This window comes from Micromonospora thermarum, from assembly GCF_012034245.1.
GTDB lineage: Bacteria > Actinomycetota > Actinomycetes > Mycobacteriales > Micromonosporaceae > Micromonospora > Micromonospora thermarum.
The window spans coordinates 178921-198219 of sequence record NZ_JAATEO010000003.1; the positions used below are offsets into that span (position 1 = coordinate 178921).

Sequence of the window (19299 nt, forward strand, 5' to 3'; positions counted from 1 at the left end):
CTCCGCCGCCGGCTCGGGTGAGCGGTCCGCGCCCTCTGCTCTGCGTCAACCCACGCACTGGTTCCGTCCCGGAAGCCTTGCGTCCGTCGACGCAGAGCAAAGGGGCGGCGAGCAGGGGTGCGGGTCCGGCACGGCACAGCGTTGGCCGAGGCGGTACGCCGTCGGTGTCGACGCCGGTCCCGTCAGTCACTCCGTCGCCGTCGTGGCCTTCTTCGGGGCGGCCTTCTTGGCCGGGGTGGCCTTCGCGGTCGTCGCCTTCTTCGCCGCCGTCGCCTTGGTCGCCGCGGCGGTCTTCTTCGCCGCGGCCTTCTTGGCCGGCGCGGCCTTTTTCGCCGCCTTCTTGCGCGGCGCCGGACCCTTCGCCCGCTTCTCGGCGAGCATCTCCGACGCCTCCTCCAGGCTCAGCGCCTCCGGGGTCTGGCCGCGCCGCAACGACGCGTTGGTCTCCCCGTCGGTCACGTACGGCCCGAAGCGCCCGTCCTTGATGACCAGCGGCTTCTCGGTCAGCGGGTCGGCGCCCATCTCCCGCAGCGGCGGCGCGGCCGCCCGGCGCTGGCGGGTCTTCGGGGCGGCCAGCAGGGCCAGCGCCTCGTCGAGGGTGACGGTGAACATCTTGTCCTCGGAGTCCAGCGACCGGAACTCCTCGCCCCGCTTGACGTACGGGCCGTAGCGGCCGTTGTTGGCGAAGACCTCGTTGCCCTCCGGGTCGACGCCGACCAGCCGGGGCAGGCTGAGCAGCTTGAGCGCCTCCTCGAAGGTCAACGAGTCCGGCGACTGGGAGCGCAGCAGCGACGACTTGCGCTCACCGCTGGCCACGTACGGGCCGTACCGGCCGGACTTGAGCAGGATCGGCTCGCCGGTGGCCGGGTCGTCGCCGAGCTTGCGCTCGCCCCCACCACCGAGGAACAGCTCGTGCACCTTCTCCGGGGTCAGCTCGTCGGGTGCCAGCCCCTCCGGGATCGGCGCGCGGTCGCCCGGGGCGCCGCCCTCCTCGCCCTCCGCCTTCGGCGGCGGCACCTCGCCGGGAACCGCCCGCTGGAGGTACGGCCCGAACCGGCCGACCCGCACGACGACCTCGCGCCCCTCGTCGTCGGTGAAGAGCGGGATCGAGTTGACGCTACGGGCGTCGATGTCGCTCAGGTTCTCCGTGACCAGCTTCTTCAGGCCACCGGAACGGGCGATGTCCTGGTCGCCGACGCCGTTGGTGCTGCCGAAGTAGAACGCGGTGAGGAAGTCGATCGCCGCGTGGTCGCCACCGGCGATCTCGTCCAGCTCGTTCTCCATGCTGGCGGTGAAGTCGTAGTCGATCAGGCGCGGGTAGTGCCGCTCCATCAGCCCGACCACCGCGAACGCCAGGAACGACGGGATCATCGCCTGCCCGCGCTTGGAGACGTACCCGCGGTCCTGGATGGTCTGCATGATCGACGCGTACGTCGACGGGCGGCCGATGCCCAGCTCCTCCAGGGCCTTCACCAGCGACGCCTCGGTGTAGCGGGCCGGCGGCTGCGTGTGGTGGCCCTGCGCGGCCAGCTCCTCGGCCGTGAGCGGCTGGTCCTTCACGAGCGTCGGCAGGCGGCGCTCCGCGTCCTCCGCCTCGGCGTTCTCGTCGTCGCTGGACTCGACGTACGCCCGCAGGAAGCCCGGGTCGGTGATGGTCTTGCCGGTGGCGCCGAAGTCGGCCTCCTCGCTGGCCGAGGAGACCGCGCGGATGCGCACCGAGACGCTGGAGCCGACGGCGTCGGTCATCTGCGAGGCGATCGTGCGCCGCCAGATCAGCTCGTAGAGCTTGAACTCCTCGGCGGACAGCTCCTTGGCCACCTCGCCCGGGGTGCGGAAGTTGTCCCCCGCCGGGCGGATCGCCTCGTGCGCCTCCTGCGCGTTCTTCACCTTGCCGGTGTAGCGGCGCGGCTCCGGCGGCACGCTGCGCTCGCCGTACAGCTCGACGATCTGCCGGCGGGCCGCCGCGATGGCGGTCTCCGACAGGTTCACCGAGTCGGTACGCATGTAGGTGATGTAGCCGTTCTCGTAGAGCCGCTGCGCGGTGCGCATCGTCTGCTGCGACGAGAACCGCAGCTTGCGGGCCGCCTCCTGCTGGAGGGTGGACGTGATGAACGGCGCGTACGGCCGCCGACGGTAGGGCTTCTCCTCGACCCGGGTGACCGTGAACGGCCGGCCCTCCAGCCGGGCCGCCAGCCCGCGCGCCCCGCCCTCGTCCAGGTGGACGACGCCGGCGCCGGGCTTGACCCGGCCCGTGGTCGGTTCGAAGTCCTTGCCGGTGGCGATCCGGTCGCCGTTCAGCGCGATCAGCGTCGCGTTGAACGCGCGCGGCCCCTCGCCGGCCTGCGCGACCGCGAGGGTGGCGAGGATGTCCCAGTACTCGGCGGTGCGGAACGCCATCCGCTGGCGCTCCCGCTCGACGACGATGCGGGTCGCCACCGACTGCACCCGGCCCGCCGACAGCTTCGGCATGACCTTCTTCCACAGCACCGGCGAGACCTCGTAGCCGTAGAGGCGGTCGAGGATGCGCCGGGCCTCCTGCGCGTCGACCAGGTCCCGGTCGATCTCGCGCGGGTTGGCCACGGCGGCCTGGATGGCCGGCTTGGTGATCTCGTGGAAGACCATCCGCTTGACCGGCACCTTGGGCTTGAGCGTCTCCACCAGGTGCCAGGCGATCGCCTCGCCCTCGCGGTCCTCGTCCGTCGCCAGGAGGATCTCGTCGACCTCCTTGGCCAGCTTGGTCAGCTTGCTGATCTGCTGCTTGCGGTCCGGCGAGACCACGTAGAGGGCGTGGAAGCCGTTGTCGACGTCGACGCCGAGCCGCGCCCACGGCTCGCCCTTGTACTTCGCCGGCACGTCGGCGGCGTTGCGCGGCAGGTCGCGGACGTGCCCGAAGCTGGCCTCCACGACGTACCCCGGGCCGAGATAGCCCGAGATCGTCTTGGCCTTCGCCGGTGACTCGACGATGACCAGACGGGTGGTTCCAGCGTTGCTCGGCACGTCTCTCTCCGACCTCACTCCTGCTCGTGACCGCCCGGGCCGCCCGGTTCGGGCCGCACTCGACCCCTCCGGGCCCCGCGGTCCGGATGTCCAACGTAACGCGTCGTCCGCGATTCGGGTTTCGGGGGCGACAAACCACTCCCTCTCGCGGCCGGCGGGGCCGGACGGCGCCACCGTACACCGCCCGTGGCCCGCCGAGTGGTTACCCGTGACGAACGAGCCCTGTAGCCGACCCGCCTCCACCCGTTCGCCGCCCGCCCCTCATCCCGTCGATCATGGAATTGTGGTGGGCGGAGCATGGTGTTTCGCCCCGTTTCGGAGGAACCACAACTCCGTGATCGGCGTGGTCAGGGGCGGGAGGGCCAGGCTCCTGGCGGGGTTCTCGGTGGCGCGTCGCCGATCAGCTCGGTCAGGCGGGTCAGGTCGCGGCGGCCGGTGACGCGGTAGGCGGGGACGTCCGGATCGAGGACGGCGTTGGGCAGGCCGGCGGCGGCCAGGGCGGCGCCGACGGCCGCCACGTGCGCGTCGTCGACGGCGCCGAGGCGCAGCACGACGTCGGGCGGCTCCACCGATCCGGCGGCCGCGAGCCACAGCCGCAGTCGCCGGCCGTTCAGGTGGAGGCCGTCCGGCGGGCGCTTCGCCGGGCCGTTCAGCCACGCCGCCGCGAGCGGCTTCAGGAGCCGGGTGTACGACGTCCGCACCGCGTGCCGCCCGTCCCCGGTCTCCTCCCAGCTCGCCCGCAGGCCCCGCGCGGCCAGCTCGGCGACGAGCACGTGGACCCGCCACGCGGCGTCGACCACCACCGCCAGCCGGGCGGTGCCGCCCATGACGGACACCTCGGCGGGGCCGGCGAGCAGGCCGGCCAGGTCGGCGACGGACGGATCGGTGGCCTCGGCGCCGAAGAAGGCCAGCTGCCGGCGGGGATCGTCCGGGCGCGGCGGATCGCCGGCGGGGCCGGACCCGGCGGTGTCGATGGCCCGCCCAGGGTCCCGGTCCGCGTCGCCGGTCCCGGGATCCGCCCCGGGAGCCGCCCCGGGAGCCGCCCTGGCACCCCGGGCGTCCGCGGCGCCGGTCGAGGGATCGGCCGGCGGGGCGGGACGCCGCCGGCGAGCGGGCTGTGCGGGAGCCGGCGCGGCCGGCGCGGGCACCGGGAAGAGCGTCGGCAGCGACTCCGCGTCCGACGATCCGGCGGCACCGCTCAACGGCACTCGGGGACCTCGGCGAAGGCGCGCTTCAACTCCTCGGAGTTGAGCCGGGTGGTGTCCAGCGCGCTGGCGTCGTACTCCCGGTTCAGCGTCTCCACCGCGGCCCGCACCCCGTCGTAGAAGACGGTGGGTTGGCTGGTGCTCAGGCCGTCGATGACGTCGCGCGCCTTGCCGTACGCGTCGCGCATCCGCGCCAGCGACGTACGGAAGCCCTCCGACACCTCGGCCCCCTTCTCGGCGTCCGGGATGCCGGCCTGCTCGACCTTGCGTCGCGCGGTCTCGCTGGCCTGCTCCGCGCCGCCGAAGAGCCGCACGAGGTTCTCCTTGGCCTGCGCCGGGGTGGTCCGGGCGGTCATCTGCTGGTCGGTGCTGCTGGTGAGCTTGTTGATCTCGGCCCGCCAGGGCGTCAGGGCCGAACAAACCGACGCCGCCCAGGCCCGCGGGCTCGGCCCGCCGCCGCAGCCTGCGGCCAGCAGGACGACCGTGGCCAGCAGCGCCGTCAGCTTTCCGGCGGCTGCCGCCCGGCACGTACGCATGCGTTGCAGCGTACGGCGTCGCGTCCCGCCGCACACCGGTCAGGTTGGCCGGTGTGCGGTCCCGGCCGGCCAGGCTCGACCCGACGACGGCCCGCCGGTCCGGCGGCGAGCCGCCGGGCACGTACCCGGTGGGCGCCCGCCCGCGCCGGTCCCCGGCCGGCGTGGCCGACCGGGGACCGGGTCGTGGGGTTCAGGCGTTGACCGTCTCCGGCCGCTGGTCCGGGCTGCCCGCGCCGGTGCCGGTGCCGGAGTCCGCCATCGCCACGCCCTTGCGCTTGCTGAACACCACCGCCGCGACGACGATCAGCGTCGCCACCAGCGCGATGGTGAGCCGCAGGCCGGTGTTGCGCTCGTCGCCCACGCTCCAGGCCACGACGGCCGGGGCGATCAGCAGCGAGACCAGGTTCATCACCTTGATCAGCGGGTTGATCGCCGGCCCCGCGGTGTCCTTGAACGGGTCGCCGACGGTGTCGCCGATGACCGTCGCGGCGTGCGCCTCGGAGCCCTTGCCGCCGTACGCGCCGTCCTCGACCATCTTCTTGGCGTTGTCCCAGGCGCCACCGGAGTTGGCCAGGAACACCGCCATCAGCGTGCCCGCCCCGATGGCTCCGGCCAGGTACGACGCCAGGGCGCCCGGCCCGAGGCCGAAGCCGACCGCGATCGGCGCGAGGATGGCGAGCAGGCCGGGGGTCATCAGCTCGCGCTGCGCGTCCCGGGTGCAGATGTCGACGACCTTGCCGTACTCCGGCCGCTGCGTGCGGTCCATGATCCCGGGCAGCTCGCGGAACTGCCGGCGAACCTCCATGACGACCGCGCCCGCCGAGCGGGACACCGCGTTGATGGCCAGACCGGAGAAGAGGAAGACCACCGCGGCGCCGATGATGAGGCCGACCAGGTTCCGCGGGTTCGCCACGTTCAGGAAGTTGATGATCTCGGTGTTCACCGCGGGGTCGTCCACGCCGAGGTCACGCGCACCGGCCAGGGCCGACTTCAGCGTGTCGGTGTACGAGCCGAACAGCGCGGTGGCGGCGAGCACCGCGGTGGCGATCGCGATGCCCTTGGTGATCGCCTTCGTGGTGTTGCCGACCGCGTCCAGCTCGGTAAGCGTTCGGGCGCCGTGCTCGTCGATGTCGCCGGACATCTCCGCCACGCCCTGCGCGTTGTCGGAGATCGGGCCGAAGGTGTCCATCGCGACGATCACGCCGACGGTGGTGAGCAGACCGGTGCCGGCCAGCGCGACCGCGAACAGCGACAGCGTGATCGAGCTGCCGCCGAGCAGGAACGCGCCGAAGACACCCGCACCGATGAGCAGCGCCGAGTAGACCGCCGACTCCAGGCCGACGCTGATGCCGGCGAGGATGACGGTGGCCGGGCCGGTCTGGGAACTCTTGCCGATGTCCTGCACCGGCCGGCGGTTGGTCTCGGTGAAGTAGCCGGTCAGCGCCTGGATCGCGGCGGCGAGCACGATGCCGATGACGACGGCGCCGATGGCCACCACCCGCGGGTTCTCGTCGACGCCGGTCAGGCCGCCCTCCAGCTCGGCGAAGGTCGCCGGCAGGTACGCCCAGGTGGCGATCGCCACCAGCACCGCGGAGATGAGCGCGGAGGCGTAGAAGGCCCGGTTGATGGCGGTCAGGCCGGAGCGGTCCGAGGCGCGGAGCCGGGTGATGAAGACGCCGATGATCGCGATGATCGCGCCGATACCGGAGACGATCAGCGGGAAGACCAGGCCCTGCTCGCCGAAGGCGGCGCGGCCGAGGATCAGCGCGGCGACCAGGGTGACCGCGTACGACTCGAACAGGTCGGCGGCCATGCCGGCGCAGTCGCCGACGTTGTCGCCCACGTTGTCGGCGATGGTGGCGGCGTTGCGCGGGTCGTCCTCGGGGATGCCCTGCTCGACCTTGCCCACCAGGTCGGCGCCGACGTCGGCGGCCTTGGTGAAGATGCCGCCGCCGACCCGCATGAACATGGCGAGCAGCGCGGCGCCGAAGCCGAAGCCCTCCAGCACGGTCGGGGCGTCACCGGAGAACAGGAGGACGACCAGCGCGGCACCGAGGAGGCCGAGGCCGACGGTGAGGAAGCCGACCACACCGCCGGTGCGGAACGCGATCTTCATGGCGGCCTCCCGACCGCCCTCGCGCTCACGCGCGGCGGCCGCGACCCGCAGGTTGGCGCGGGTGGCCAGCCACATGCCGGCACCGCCGATGAAGGCGCTGAACAGCGCACCGACCACGAAGAACGCGGACCGGCCGATCTTCACCGCGGTCTCGCTGCCGTCGGTGTCGTGCACCGGCAGCAGGAAGAGCAGGACCATGGCGACGACCACGAAGATCGCCAGGGTGCGGAACTGCCGGACCAGGTACGCCGAGGCGCCCTCCTGCACCGCCCCGGAGATCTCCTGCATGTTGGTGGTGCCCTTGCCGGCTGCCAGCACGGATCTCGTCATCGTGGCCGCGAAGGCCAGCGCTACCGCCGCGATCACGGCGGCGAGAACCACGTACGTGACATTGTTCCCGGTGAGGGAGATCCCGCCGCTGTCAGCGGCCAAGGTGTCGGACATCTGTGTCCTCCTGTACCGAACGCTCGCGCCCGACCGGTGGAGACGCACCGACCGGCGCCTGGATGCGGTGTCGCAAGCACGCGCCAACCCACCCCGAGCGGACCAGCGATGAACAACCGTTCCCGCTGGGTGCGGGATGGATCACTTGCTGACAACCCGCGTACTGTAGCCCTCCGCCGTGTCGGAGGTCACACCGAGGGGGCACCCTGTTCGGATGATCTTCGTCGCTGTGTTATGAGGAGAAATCTGATATAGGAGGGCGTCCATGACGATCAGGCCGCGCCCCCTGATCGGGACACGGCCTGCGGTAAGAGAGATCAGCTCAGCGGCCGACCGGCCACACCATCCGCACCTCGGTGCCGACGCCCTCCTCCACCGGGCGCACCTGGAGGTCCTCGACGAAGCCGGCGAGCAGCGCGAAGCCGACGCCGGTGGTCAGGGCGTCCTCGCTGAGCGACTCCTTGGCCAGCTCGTCCGGCGGCAGCGCGGCCAGGCCGATCCCGGCCTCGATCGGCGCCCGGTCGACGACCCGGACGGCGTACGGCCCCGAGTCGGACATCTCCACCAGCACCGGGTCGGGCAGGCCGTACTGCCGGTGCAGGGCGACCGCCCGGGTGCACGCCTCACCGATCGCCAGCCGCACCTCGTCGAGCAGGTCCTCCCGGACACCCGCCCGCCGGGCGACCGCGACGCCGACCAGTCGGGCGGTGCGGACGTGCACCGGCGCCGGCGAGAAGGAGAGGCGGACGGTCGCCATCACGCGCCGGTCGCCGCGTCGACCGTCGGGTGCAGCGGGAAGACCTGGTCGAGCGCGGTGATCCGGAAGATCTTCAGCAGCGGCTCCTTGTCGCAGACCAGGGCGAACGTGCCGCCCGCGGTCCGCAGCCGCTTGAGAGCGCCCACCAGCACGCCGAGCCCGGTGGAGTCGAGGAAGTCCACCCGGCCCAGGTCGACGACGACGTGCCGGGCACCAGCGTCGATCAGTTCGAGGAGGCGTTCCCGGAGCCGGGGGGCGGTGTAGACGTCCACCTCACCGCCGACCTCGAGCACCGTGTGCTCCCCCACGGTGCGGGTCGCCAGCGACAGCTCCATCGGTCCCTCCTCGCAAGAGCCGTAAACTCTCCAGGGCATTCAACCATTACCGCCGGAGGACCTCGTGGTCACCGGCGGCGGCTCACCTCTTACCCCGGGTCGCCGCTTTCCATCTCCGAACACCCGTGCGAGAGTGCAGGACGTGACTGTCGACAGCTTCAGCCCGGCGCGTCTGCCGCCGCGCCACGACCTGAAGCCGTCGTCCGCAGCCACCCTCAGCGCAGGCGCCGGCCCCGCTCCGGCCGACCTGCTGGCCCGGCTGCGCGCCCGCGGCGACGCCGACCCGGTCACCCACGTCGAGCGGGTGCCGGCCCGCCCCGGCACGCCCGCGCCGTGGCCCGACTGGGCCCCGGCCGGCCTGCGCGCGGCGTTCGCCCGCCGGGGCGTGGTCGCGCCGTGGCGGCACCAGGCCGAGGCGGCCGATCTCGCGTACGCCGGGACGCACGTCGTCGTCGCCACCGGCACGGCGTCCGGCAAGTCCCTGGCGTACCAGCTGCCGGCCCTGGCCACCCTGCTCGCCGACCCCCGGGCCACCGTGCTCTACCTCGCGCCGACCAAGGCGCTCGCCGCCGACCAGGTGCGCGCCGTCGCCGACCTGGAGCTGGAGGGGGTACGCCCCGCCTGCTACGACGGGGACACCCCGCGCGCCGAGCGGGAGTGGATCCGGCGGCACTCGCGGTTCGTGCTGACCAACCCCGACATGCTGCACCACGGCATCCTGCCCGGGCACGCCCAGTGGTCGGGGTTCCTGCGCCGGCTCGCGTACGTGGTGGTCGACGAGTGCCACACCTACCGGGGGGTGTTCGGCTCGCACGTCGCCCACGTGCTGCGCCGGCTGCGGCGGCAGTGCGCGCGCTACGGGCGTACCCCCGTCTTCGTGCTGGCCTCGGCCACGTCGGGCGACCCGGCCGCGGCGGCCGGGCGGCTCACCGGCCTGCCGGTGACGGCCGTCACCGAGGACACGTCGCCGCGCGGCGGGGTGACCTTCGCGCTGTGGGAACCGCCGCTGCTGCCCGTCTCCGCGGCCTCCCCCGACGACGTCGACCTGGCGCCGGTCCGGCGGTCGGCGCTGCGGGAGACCGCGGACCTGCTCGCCGACACGGTCGCCTCCGGGGTCCGCACGTTGGCCTTCGTCCGGTCCCGGCGGGGCGCCGAGGTGGTGGCCGCGAACGCCCGGCGCGCCCTCGACGAGGCGGTGCCCGGGCTCGGTGACCGGGTGGCCGCCTACCGGGCCGGCTACCTGCGCGAGGAGCGGCGTGAGCTGGAACGGGCGCTGCTGCACGGCGACCTGCTCGGCTTGGCCTCGACCAACGCGCTGGAACTGGGCGTCGACCTGGTGGGGCTGGACGCGGTGCTGATCTGCGGGTATCCGGGCACGCGGGCGTCGCTCTGGCAGCAGGCCGGCCGGGCCGGGCGCTCCGGCCAGGAGGCGCTGGCCGTGCTGGTGGCCCGGGACGACCCGCTCGACACCTATCTCGTCCACCACCCGGAGGCGGTCTTCGGGGCGCCGGTCGAGGCGACCGTGCTCGACCCGGCCAACCCGTACGTCCTCGGGCCGCAGCTCGCGTGCGCGGCGGCCGAGGCGCCGCTCACCCCCGCCGACCTGGAACTGTTCGGCGACGGCGCGAAGGAGGCCGTCGACGCGCTGGTCGAGGCCGGGGCGTTGCGGCAACGGCCGACCGGCTGGTACTGGCGGCACCGGGAGCGCCCCGAGGTCGACCTGCGCGGCGAGGACGGCGCGCCGGTCTGCGTGGTGGAGGCCGCGACCGGCCGGCTGCTCGGCACGGTCGACGGCGGGTCGTCACACTTCCTGCTCCACGCCGGCGCGGTCTACCTGCACCAGGGCGTGTCGTACGTCGTCGACACCCTCGACCTCGCGGACGGGTGCGCGCTGGTGCACCCCGAGGAGCCGGACTGGTCCACCCATGCCCGCGACGTCACGTCGCTGTCGGTGGTGTCGGTGCGGTCGTACGTGGACGCCGGGCCGGTCGGGCTCTTCCTCGGCGAGGTCGACGTGACCAGCCAGGTGGTGTCGTACCAGCGTCGGCGGATCGCCACCGGTGAGGTCATCGACACCCGCCCGCTGGACCTTCCGGCCCGTGAGCTGCGCACCGTGGCGGTCTGGTTCACCCTCTCGCCGGAGTCCCTCGCGGCGGCCGGGGTCGACCCGGCCGACGTGCCGGGCGCGCTGCACGCCGCCGAGCACGCCGCGATCGGGCTGCTGCCGCTGATGGCCACCTGCGACCGGTGGGACATCGGCGGTCTCTCGACGGCGGTGCACCCGGACACCGAGGCGCCGACGGTCTTCGTCTACGACGGGCACCCGGGTGGGGCCGGTTTCGCCGAGCGCGCGTACGGGACGGCGTCGGCATGGCTGCGCGCGACCCGGGACGCGATCGCGGAGTGCGCCTGCGAGTCCGGCTGCCCGTCCTGCGTCCAGTCCCCGAAGTGCGGCAACGGCAACAACCCGCTGTCCAAGGCGGACGCCGTCCGCGTCCTCGACGTGGTGCTGGCCAACCTTCCCTCGTGAGCGCGTCCCACTATGTGCCGGGCGGGCATGGAACCCCGCTCGCCGGGACATAGTGGGAGCGCTTCCATAGACCTGTTTCTCCGTGCATGCACGAGGAGGAATCATGGCCGACACCATCGCCGAGACCGTCGACCTGCTCTACACGATCGACCAGGACAACCTCACTCCCGACCAGCAGATCGCGCTCGGCACCGCCCTCGCCACGCTCGCCCAGGCCGAGCGGCTGGACCAGATCAACGAACGCCTGCACGCGATCCACCAGGTCCTGCAGACCTGGGCCCTGCGCACGACGGCCGAGGGCCGCTGCTGACACGCCGCCGTCCGGGCTCAAGGGGCACGCGGCGAGGCCCGGGCTGTGCGAGACTCCGGCGCACCCTCTGAAGGAGATCTCATGCAGCCCGACAATTTGCAGGCTCAGCAGCAGTTCCACATCCGGCAGCGGATCCGGTTGATGGTCAACCAGTACGAGGTCCACGCCGTCGCCCCCGACGGCTCCGAAGGCGGCCTGCTGGCGTTCGCGCAGCAGAAGCGGCTCGCCTTCAAGGAGCAGGTGACGATCTACACCGACGACTCGAAGCAGCAGCCGTTGCTCGGCTTCAAGGCGCGGCAGCGGCTCGACATCGGTGCCACGTACGACGTCACCGACCACGCCGGCAACCCGATCGGAGCGTTCCGCAAGGACTTCGCGCAGTCCCTGCTCCGCTCGACCTGGCACGTCGAGCAGCCCGGGTTGCCCCAGGTGACCGGGCAGGAGCGCTCCCTGCCGGTGGCCCTGCTCCGCCGGTTCGTCGACTCGCTGTCCTGGCTGCCGTACCACTTCGACTTCGTCGCGGACGGCCAGCCGGTCTTCTCCGTCATCAAGCAGTGGGGCCTCCGCGACCGGTACGTCGTCCAGATCCAGCACCCGCAGATCGACCGCCGGCTGGTGATCGCGATGGCCGTCGCCCTCGACGCTCTCCAGGCCCGCTGACACCTCCGGCCCTGGCCGATGTCGTCTTCACCGGCCCCGGCCGGAACCCGGGCCGGTGAAGGCATCCCCTGTTCGACGGCATGACGCGCCAGCGCACGCACCTCAGCAGGCTCAGTCTCCGGCTGGGCCGCATGCATCTCCGGCTTGGCCGCATGCATCTCCTGCCGGGCCGCATGCATTCCGCACCGACGTGGTTGCGGTGACGCCGGACGCGCCGCTGCCGCTCAGCCTCGGACCGGGCCGGCTCGGGCACGGGCCGTCGCCACCCGGGTCAGACCCGGCACCGGTGTCACGGTCACCTCGACCGTGATCAGGACGTCCAGCCCGTCGAGCCGGCAGTCGACCAGCCGTCCGCCGTTGTCCGAGACGACGTCGGCGGCCGACGCACACGCCGCCGCGGTGCCCAGGACCGCGTCACCGGCGCCGGCCAGGGCACCGAGGTCCGCCGCGACACCGGCGTGCTGCCGCGCCACCCGGGCGGCCGCCACCGCTGCGCCGGCCGTACCGAACAGGACGAACGCGATCCCGACGGCGAGCAGGAGCACCGTCGCACCACCCCGGTCCTCGTCCACGTTGAATCCTCACGTCGTTCACTTGACGGATATGTCTCAGCGGGCACGACCGGCACGGGTATTCGATCGTGGTCCGCGGATCACGAGAGGTGCGGGCCGGGCTCGACCGCGGCCACAGCGGTCGCCGTGACCGTGAGCCGGGGCAGCCGGGCACCGAGGGCACGGACCGGGGCCCGGACTGTCGCGCGTACCCGATCCCCGTCAACGGTGATCGACACCTCCGCCGCCGGCGGGGCCACCAGGTCCGCGGCGGCCCGTCCGTCGTCGCCCCGGGAGGCGGCGATCGCCGCCTCCCGGGCCGCGTGCAGGCATTCGCCCTTCGTGCCCACCGCGTGGACCGCGGTCAGGCCCGTGAACAGGAGCAGCAGCAGCGCCGGAAGACCGGCCGCCAGTTCGGCGGTGAAGGATCCGCGGTCCCGGCCGGCCCGCCGGCGCCGCGTCACTTGAGTGCCCGGTCGATGACGGCCGTCAACGCGGACTGCACGTTGCCGGAGGTCAGCACCTTGAGCAGGATCCCGGCGAAGGCGACCGCGGCGAGCGTGCCGACGGCGTACTCGGCGGTGTTCATCCCGGCGTCCCCGCGGAGGCGGGCGATGAGTCTGCGCATGTGCGTGTCCTTTCTCGAGGTGGTCAGAGCACGTCACCGAGGACGGCGACGATCACCGGCACCAGACCGGCGAGAATGAAGGCCGGCAGGAAGCAGAGCCCCAGCGGCAGCACGATCAGCACCCCGGCCCGGCGGGCAGCCGCCTCGGCCGCCGTGGCCCGGTCGGCCCGCAGGTCGTCGGCGAGGCGGGTCAGCGCGCCGGCCAGGGCGGCACCGCTGGTCGCCGAGCGGAGTGCGGCCGCGGTCAGGCGCTCGGCACCGGGCACCGGTCCGAGTGACGACCATGCCTCGGTCGGGTCGGCCCCGAGCCGGAGGAGCCGACCGACCCGGGCGAGACGCTCCCCGAGCGGGCTCTCGAGCGCCTCCGCCACGGCCAGCACCGACCGGTCGACCGGGGCGCCCGCGCGCATCGCCGAGGCCAGGAGGTCCGCAGCGAGCGGAAGGTCCGCCGCTTCCCGCCGGCGCCGCTCGCGTACGGCCGGCGATTCGATCCGCCGCAACGTCCGGTCGAGCAGCACCGTGGCGACCGGCCCGCCGAGGAGTCCCGGCCAACCGCCCACCACCACGCCGACAGCCACCCCGACGAACGCCGCGACGAGTCGGATCCCGTCCGGCCGAAGCCGGCGTCGCGGCCGGCCCGCCGCGCCTGCCCGGGCCCCCGCCCGGAACCGTGACGGGCCGGCCGGGGTCCGGCGCAGGTCCCGCAGGCGGCGGGCCGGGCGACGCCTCGTCCACAGGGCCGCCGCCAGCAGCACCCCCGCGGACAGGAAACCCGTGGTCAGGACCGTACGGACCATCACGCGCCACGGCCCGGGACCGAGGTGAGCCGTTCGGCCCAGAGCAGCCCGGCGACCTGAAGGGCGACGGCCAGGACGGCACAGCCACCCCCGACGGGGGTGTGCAGGAGCACGGCGACCGGGTCGACGCCGATGCCGTACCCCAGACCGATGCCGCCGAGCGGCAGGGCCGCGAGCAGCCAGGCGGTCGCCCGCGCGCCGGCCGCCTGGGCTGCCGCGGCGGCGAGGCCCCGGTCGGCAGAGCGGGCGTCCACGTCGATCCGCTCCAGCAGCTCCGCCAGCGGCGCGCCGGTCCGATCGGCGAGGTGGACGGCCGCCCGGGCCGGCGAACCCGCCGACCCGTCGGCTCCGTCTGCGGACAGTGCGACCGCCTGGGCCACGGGCACACCGGCCCGCAGGTCGGCGGCGAGGTCACAGAGCTGGTCCAGCCAGTGCTTCCGGGCCCGTCGGGCGTGCCGCGACGCCTCCCGTCGCAGCAGGGCGCGGACTCCCACCGTGCCGTACGCCGCCGCTGCGAACGCCGCCACTGGACCGCCCGCCAGGGCACCCAGGGCCGCCGCCAGCAGGCCGGCCACCAGCAGGGTGCGCCTCGGCGACGCCGCCCAGACCGCCCGCGAGGGCCGTCCCGACATGCCCTCCGGTCCGGGCCGCACCGAGCCGGCGACCGCTGAGCGGAGGGTCCATCCCCGACGGCCGTCGCCCGCGGACGGAGGTGACCCACCCGGCCGTCGGGAATCCCGCCGCCGAGGCGGTCCGGTGCGACGTGGCCCGCGACTGTCCGGCGTACCGGACATCGTGAGCAGGCAGGACGCCTCCGGCGCACGGGACACGCGGGCCGGTCGGATCGCTCCAGCCGGAACCGGCAACCGCTCACCCGCTCCGTCCGGGCCGGCCACCGACGCCCGGCCCGGGTCGACCGGCGACGGCTCGCCCCGCAGTATGCCCGCCCTCGACCGGGAGATCGGGATCCGCGCCACCTCCACCACCGGCTCGGCCGCCGGCAGCTCGCCGGGATTCGACGCCGACGGCTCCCCGTCCCGGTCCGGTCCCGCGCCACCGACCGGTACGGGTAGGTCGCGCCGCAGGCTGGTCACCCACGCGACCAGGGGATCCTCGACGGCCGACGCGACGCCCAGCGCACGCCGACGGGCGACCAGCAGCGGCCGCCACGCGACGGCCGTCAGGGTCACCAGGACCAGCGTCAGCAGCAGGTACGGCGGGGTCATGCCGCCCCCGCCGATCCGGGCCACGGCCCACGGAGGATCGGCGGGACCGCGACGTTCCGCCCCTTCAGCAGCTCCGCGAGCGTTCGGGCGGCGGACGCCGGGCCGCCACCGCGGAGCCACGCCGGCACGGCACTGACCAGCCGGTCGGGCCCGTCCGGCAGGAGCAGGCACACGGATTCCAGCACCCGTCCCCGCGACGAGCGCCGGACGTGCAGCACCACCTGGAGTGCCGCCGCCACCTGCGCGTGCAGCGCCGGCCGGGGCAGGCCGCCCAGAAGACCGAGCGCCTCCAGCCGGGCGGGCACGTCGGACGGCGTGTTGGCGTGCAGCGTCCCGGCGCCGCCCTCGTGCCCGGTGTTGAGTGCGGCCAGCAGGTCGACGACCTCCGGCCCGCGACACTCACCCACCACCAGCCGGTCCGGGCGCATCCGCAGCGCCTGGCGTACCAGGTCGGTCAGGCCGACGGCGCCCGAGCCCTCCACGTTGGCGGTCCGGGCCTGCAGGCCCACCACGTGCGGGTGGCTCGGGTGCAGCTCGGCCGCGTCCTCGACGAGCACGATCCGTTCCGTGGCCGGCACCAGACCGAGCATCGTGTTGAGCAGCGTCGTCTTTCCGGAGCCCGTGCCACCCACGACCAGGTACGCGAGCCGGGCCGCCACCACCGCCGACAGCACCGGGGCCACCGGGCGCGGCACGGTGCCCTGGCGTACCAGTTCGTCGAGCGTGAACGGCCGCTGCCGGAAGGTCCGGAGGGACAGGTACGGCCCGCCGGTCGCCACCGGGGGCAGCACGGCGTGCAGCCGGGTGCCGTCCGCGAGCCGCGCGTCCACGTACGGGGAGCCGTCGTCCAGCCGCCGCCCGGCACCGGCCGCGAGCCGCTGTGCCAGCCGGCGGACGTCGTCCACCGAGCCCATCGGCACCGGGACCTGCTGCAGACCCCGCCCCCGGTCGACCCACACCCGGACGCCGTTGACGAGCACGTCGGTCACCTCGGGGTCCGCCAGCAGCGGGGCGAGCGGGCCGGCACCCACCAGGTCGTCGTGCACCTGGTCGGCCAGGCGGAGCAGGGTGGTGTCGCCGAGCACGGCGGCGGTCGGCTCGGCCCGTACGGCGGAGACGATCGCGGCCGGCGTGACCGGCGCGGAGGAGGACGCGATCCGCTGCCGGACCCGGGCGGCGAGCCCGTCCCCGTCGGCGGGCCCGGTCACGCCGCACCCGCCGCGGGCGCTCCGGTCAGCTCGGCGACGATCCGTTGGCACAGGGCCGCCAGCGAACCCCGACCGTCGGCGGCCGGCGCTTCGCCGCGCTCCAGGCCCCGGCAGAGCCCCGGCTCCGGGCGCAACGTCCCGACGAGCGGAAGCCCGAGTGCCTGCGCGACCTCGGCAGCCTTGAGCCGGCCCGGCGCCGGCCCCCGGACGATCAGCGACAGGTCGGCGCAGTGCGGCGCGGCGGCGGCGACCACCCGGGCAGCGGCGGCCGTGGCGCGCAGCTCGGCGGGAACGACGAGGAACGCCCGATCGACGGCCTGCAAAGCGGTCACCGCCGCGTCGTCGAGATGCCTCGGCAGGTCGACCACGACGACGTCCCGGCCACGGCGGGCGGCGTCGAGGGTCGCCGCCATCGCCGGGGCGGGCAGTGGCAGGAGGTCGCCCCGGTCCCACGAGAGCACCACCAAGTCGCCCCGGCTCGGCAGGGCACGCACCAGCGTCGGCGCGTCGACCCGTCCCTCGGCGTCGGTCAGCGCCGGCCAGCGCAGGCCGTCCAACTGTTCCCAGCCCAGCACCAGATCCAGCCCGCCGCCGAGCGGGTCGGCGTCGACGAGGAGCGTACGCAGCCGGGACCGGGCGGCCGTGACGGCGAGTCCGCCGGCGAGGATGCTCGCGCCGGCGCCACCACGACCGCCGAGGACGGCCACGGCGCGGGCCCCGCCGGGGACCGGCTGGTCCGGGCCGCACTCGGCGAACCGGTCGACCAGCCACGGCTCGGCCGCGGGCAGGGTGGCGACGTGCTCGGCTCCCATCAGATCGGCGACCTCCCAGCCGGGCTCGAGGTGGCCGGAGCGGCCGACCAGCACCAGGCGTCGCCGGTACGGCAGCCGTGCCCGCAGGCACGGCTGGGCCTGGTCGCTGCCGACGAGCACCAGCGGGGCGGGCGACCAGCGGGACCGCGCGGCCACCGGATCCGGTGCGAGGTCCACCTCGACGCCGCCGGCTGCGGCGAGCCGCAGGAGGTCGTCGAGCAGGTCACCGTCGGACGTGACGAGCAGGGGCAGGCGCCGAGGGGGTGGTACGGAGGTACGGGGTGGCATCACGGCCTCCAGCGGTCGGCTCGGATTCGCTGGTCCGGAACCCTGCTCGCTTCGCCCCCCGCACGCCGTCCCCAGGGACGCCGCCTGTGGACGACCGAGCCACCTGTGGACAACGCCCGGAACGGCGGTTGATCTGCTATGCCCGCCGACGCTCGGCGGGACATCCGTCGAGGTGGTCGCGCCTGCCGGCGCACCAGGTCGCACCTGACGGAGAGCGGTGGCGTCGCGAACGGACGCCGGAAAATCGGCCGCCGGAGTCGACCCGGGCAGAGTGGACGTTCGACCGAGACCGGTCGGCCCCGCCGGAGCGACCGACAACTGCGACCATTCGGGTGGAACGGACCCAGGGCGCGGCAGGCCACCACTAGCGTCTGGACCATGCCGGCTCGTTCGTCCCGCTGGTCGATGCCGCCCCGGGTCCTGGAGGCACCGTCGTACCTGCAGGCGTTCGTGCTCTCCGGGGTGGTGACGGTGCTGGTCACGCGGGCCTTCCTCCAGGCAGCGGGTTACCCGCAGCTCGGCGGCGGCGGGTTCCACATCGCGCACGTGCTCTGGGGTGGCCTGCTGATGACCGCAGGTCTCGGCGTGGCCCTGGTCTTCCTCGGCAGCGTGGCGCGCATCCTCGGCGCGATCCTGGGCGGGATCGGGTTCGGGCTCTTCGTCGACGAGGTCGGCAAGTTCGTCACCGCCGGGACCGACTACTTCTACGCCCCGGCCGCCGGCATCATCTACGGCTCGTTCGCCGTGCTGGTGGTGATCACCCAGGCGATCCGCGACCGGACCCGGCTCACCGACCAGGAGCGGACGGCGAACGCGTTGTACACCGTGGTCGGCGGGCTCGGCACCGGCCTCACCCCTCGGCGCCGCGCGGCGGTGACGCGGCTGGTCCGCGGTTGCGGCCCGGAGGTGGAGGAGGCGGTGGCCCGGCTGCTCGACGCGGTGCCCCGACGGGAGCCACCCGGCACCCGGTTCTGGCAGCCCTGGCTCGACCGGGGCCGCCGGGCGTTGACCTGGGTGACCACCCATCGGTGGGTGGTGTCGCTGGTGGTGCTCTACCTGGTCGGCGAGCCCTTCGTCGTCGTGTTCAGAGTTGTGGAGGACGCCATCACGGGCCAGTTGCCCGACCAGCGGGAGTGGGGCGCGGTGCTCGGGGTCGCGCTCTCCGCACTGATCACCGCGGTGCTGGGCATCCGTGGGGCGACGCTGCTACCGACGGACCAGGTGCGGGCCTTCCGGCTGTTCAAGCTCGCGCTGCTGGTGGATCTCCTGTTCGGGCAGATCTTCAGCTTCACCGTCAACCAGTTCGGGGCGCTCGCCGCGCTCGGCGTGGACCTCTTCCTGCTCGCGGTGGTGACCGCCGAGTACCGCCGGCTGTGCCGGCAGGCAGCGGCGGTCGAGGCCCGGAGCGCCGAGGAACCGCGATAGGAGGATGTCGGGAGCGACGTTCATCCACGCGAAGGATCGCCCGGAGGGAATCGCCAATTCGTCGGCGCCGACCGGAACCGGGTCTCCGACCGGCTAGCACCTGGGGAAACCCTCTCGCCCTGACCTTCCTAGCCCTCGCGGCAAGAACTGTCGAAGCGGATCAAGCGTTGACGATATTGAATCGTTACCCGGACCGCGCGGATGACTGTCGGCCCCCTGTCCGACAGCCCTGCTTTCTCCGACGGAGGAACAGGGTCGGAGACCGGCCTCGACGAGGACGAGGTAGGGCTGTGACCTGCGGAGCACCCACCGGAAAGGGACGACCCCCGTCGGGGGGAGACGGGGGTCGTCGAAGGTTCGGCTCCGGGGGGGTCGAGCCGAACCACTCAGCGGTCACGGGGGGTGCAACCGCCGAGGGTCTGTTGGTTGTCCGAGACATGAACGCTCGTCGTGCCGACAGTCTGCCTGAGCGAA

At 73.8% G+C, this 19299-nt stretch carries 17 protein-coding genes; 4 read left to right on the forward strand and 13 right to left on the reverse strand.

The features are described 5' to 3' along the window. Positions 1-186: 186 nt before the first annotated feature. The 6 genes from topA to HCJ94_RS04260 all read right to left on the reverse strand — a co-directional run bounded on the left by topA (position 187) and on the right by HCJ94_RS04260 (position 8390). Positions 187-2997, reverse strand: a complete 2811-nt coding sequence (gene topA, locus HCJ94_RS04235) for a type I DNA topoisomerase (RefSeq protein WP_167999622.1) — start codon at positions 2995-2997, stop codon at positions 187-189. 347 nt (positions 2998-3344) lie between these two features. Then, complete coding sequence (locus tag HCJ94_RS04240; RefSeq protein WP_309227139.1) at positions 3345-4205, reverse strand: hypothetical protein; 861 nt, start codon at positions 4203-4205, stop codon at positions 3345-3347. After that, on the reverse strand, positions 4196-4738 hold the full coding sequence (locus HCJ94_RS04245) for a hypothetical protein (protein WP_167999623.1): 543 nt from the start codon (positions 4736-4738) through the stop codon (positions 4196-4198). The genes HCJ94_RS04240 and HCJ94_RS04245 overlap by 10 nt, the downstream gene beginning before the upstream one ends. Positions 4739-4928: 190 nt before the next feature. Then, entirely contained in the window at positions 4929-7298 is a 2370-nt protein-coding gene (locus tag HCJ94_RS04250; RefSeq protein WP_167999624.1) for a sodium-translocating pyrophosphatase, read from the reverse strand. Positions 7299-7620: 322 nt separating this feature from the next. Further along, positions 7621-8055 carry an ATP-binding protein gene (locus tag HCJ94_RS04255; protein WP_167999625.1) on the reverse strand — a complete coding sequence of 145 codons (435 nt, stop codon included), beginning with the start codon at positions 8053-8055 and terminating at the stop codon, positions 7621-7623. Then, positions 8055-8390: an STAS domain-containing protein gene (locus HCJ94_RS04260; RefSeq protein WP_167999626.1), complete on the reverse strand. Its 336-nt coding sequence runs from the start codon at positions 8388-8390 to the stop codon at positions 8055-8057. The genes HCJ94_RS04255 and HCJ94_RS04260 overlap by 1 nt, the downstream gene beginning before the upstream one ends. 133 nt (positions 8391-8523) lie before the next feature. Between HCJ94_RS04260 and sftH the strand changes: the two genes are divergently transcribed. The 3 genes from sftH (at position 8524) to HCJ94_RS04275 (ending at position 11890) form a co-directional block, all read left to right on the forward strand. Then, positions 8524-10920, forward strand: coding sequence for a DEAD/DEAH box helicase (sftH, locus tag HCJ94_RS04265; protein WP_373684186.1), 2397 nt, complete (start codon positions 8524-8526; stop codon positions 10918-10920). 103 nt (positions 10921-11023) lie between these two features. After that, positions 11024-11230 carry a hypothetical protein gene (locus HCJ94_RS04270; protein WP_167999627.1) on the forward strand — a complete coding sequence of 69 codons (207 nt, stop codon included), beginning with the start codon at positions 11024-11026 and terminating at the stop codon, positions 11228-11230. An 81-nt stretch (positions 11231-11311) separates the two neighbouring features. Further along, positions 11312-11890, forward strand: a complete 579-nt coding sequence (locus tag HCJ94_RS04275; protein ID WP_167999628.1) for an LURP-one-related family protein — start codon at positions 11312-11314, stop codon at positions 11888-11890. Positions 11891-12114: 224 nt separating this feature from the next. Here HCJ94_RS04275 and HCJ94_RS04280 read toward each other — a convergent pair whose 3' ends face one another. From HCJ94_RS04280 to ssd, 7 genes are all read right to left on the reverse strand, one after another. Then, positions 12115-12462: an Rv3654c family TadE-like protein gene (locus HCJ94_RS04280; RefSeq protein WP_167999629.1), complete on the reverse strand. Its 348-nt coding sequence runs from the start codon at positions 12460-12462 to the stop codon at positions 12115-12117. Between the two features lie 80 nt (positions 12463-12542). Beyond that, positions 12543-12905: a TadE family type IV pilus minor pilin gene (locus tag HCJ94_RS04285; RefSeq protein WP_167999630.1), complete on the reverse strand. Its 363-nt coding sequence runs from the start codon at positions 12903-12905 to the stop codon at positions 12543-12545. After that, positions 12902-13069, reverse strand: coding sequence for a DUF4244 domain-containing protein (locus HCJ94_RS04290; protein WP_120727603.1), 168 nt, complete (start codon positions 13067-13069; stop codon positions 12902-12904). The genes HCJ94_RS04285 and HCJ94_RS04290 overlap by 4 nt, the downstream gene beginning before the upstream one ends. Before the next feature lie 23 nt (positions 13070-13092). Further along, entirely contained in the window at positions 13093-13866 is a 774-nt protein-coding gene (locus HCJ94_RS04295; RefSeq protein WP_167999631.1) for a type II secretion system F family protein, read from the reverse strand. Then, the gene (locus HCJ94_RS29905) at positions 13866-15092 is read right to left on the reverse strand and encodes a hypothetical protein (RefSeq protein WP_240943913.1); all 1227 of its coding nucleotides are present in this window, start codon (positions 15090-15092) and stop codon (positions 13866-13868) included. The genes HCJ94_RS04295 and HCJ94_RS29905 overlap by 1 nt, the downstream gene beginning before the upstream one ends. Beyond that, the gene (locus HCJ94_RS04305; protein ID WP_167999632.1) at positions 15089-16300 is read right to left on the reverse strand and encodes a TadA family conjugal transfer-associated ATPase; all 1212 of its coding nucleotides are present in this window, start codon (positions 16298-16300) and stop codon (positions 15089-15091) included. The genes HCJ94_RS29905 and HCJ94_RS04305 overlap by 4 nt, the downstream gene beginning before the upstream one ends. Beyond that, positions 16297-17400 (reverse strand): septum site-determining protein Ssd, encoded by a 1104-nt coding sequence (gene ssd, locus HCJ94_RS04310; RefSeq protein ID WP_167999633.1) that lies wholly within the window; start codon positions 17398-17400, stop codon positions 16297-16299. Before ssd ends, HCJ94_RS04305 begins: the two co-directional genes overlap by 4 nt. Positions 17401-17805: 405 nt before the next feature. On the opposite strand from ssd, the gene HCJ94_RS04315 reads away from it, so the two are divergent. After that, complete coding sequence (locus HCJ94_RS04315; protein ID WP_167999733.1) at positions 17806-18825, forward strand: hypothetical protein; 1020 nt, start codon at positions 17806-17808, stop codon at positions 18823-18825. The last annotated feature ends 474 nt before the right edge of the window (positions 18826-19299 follow it).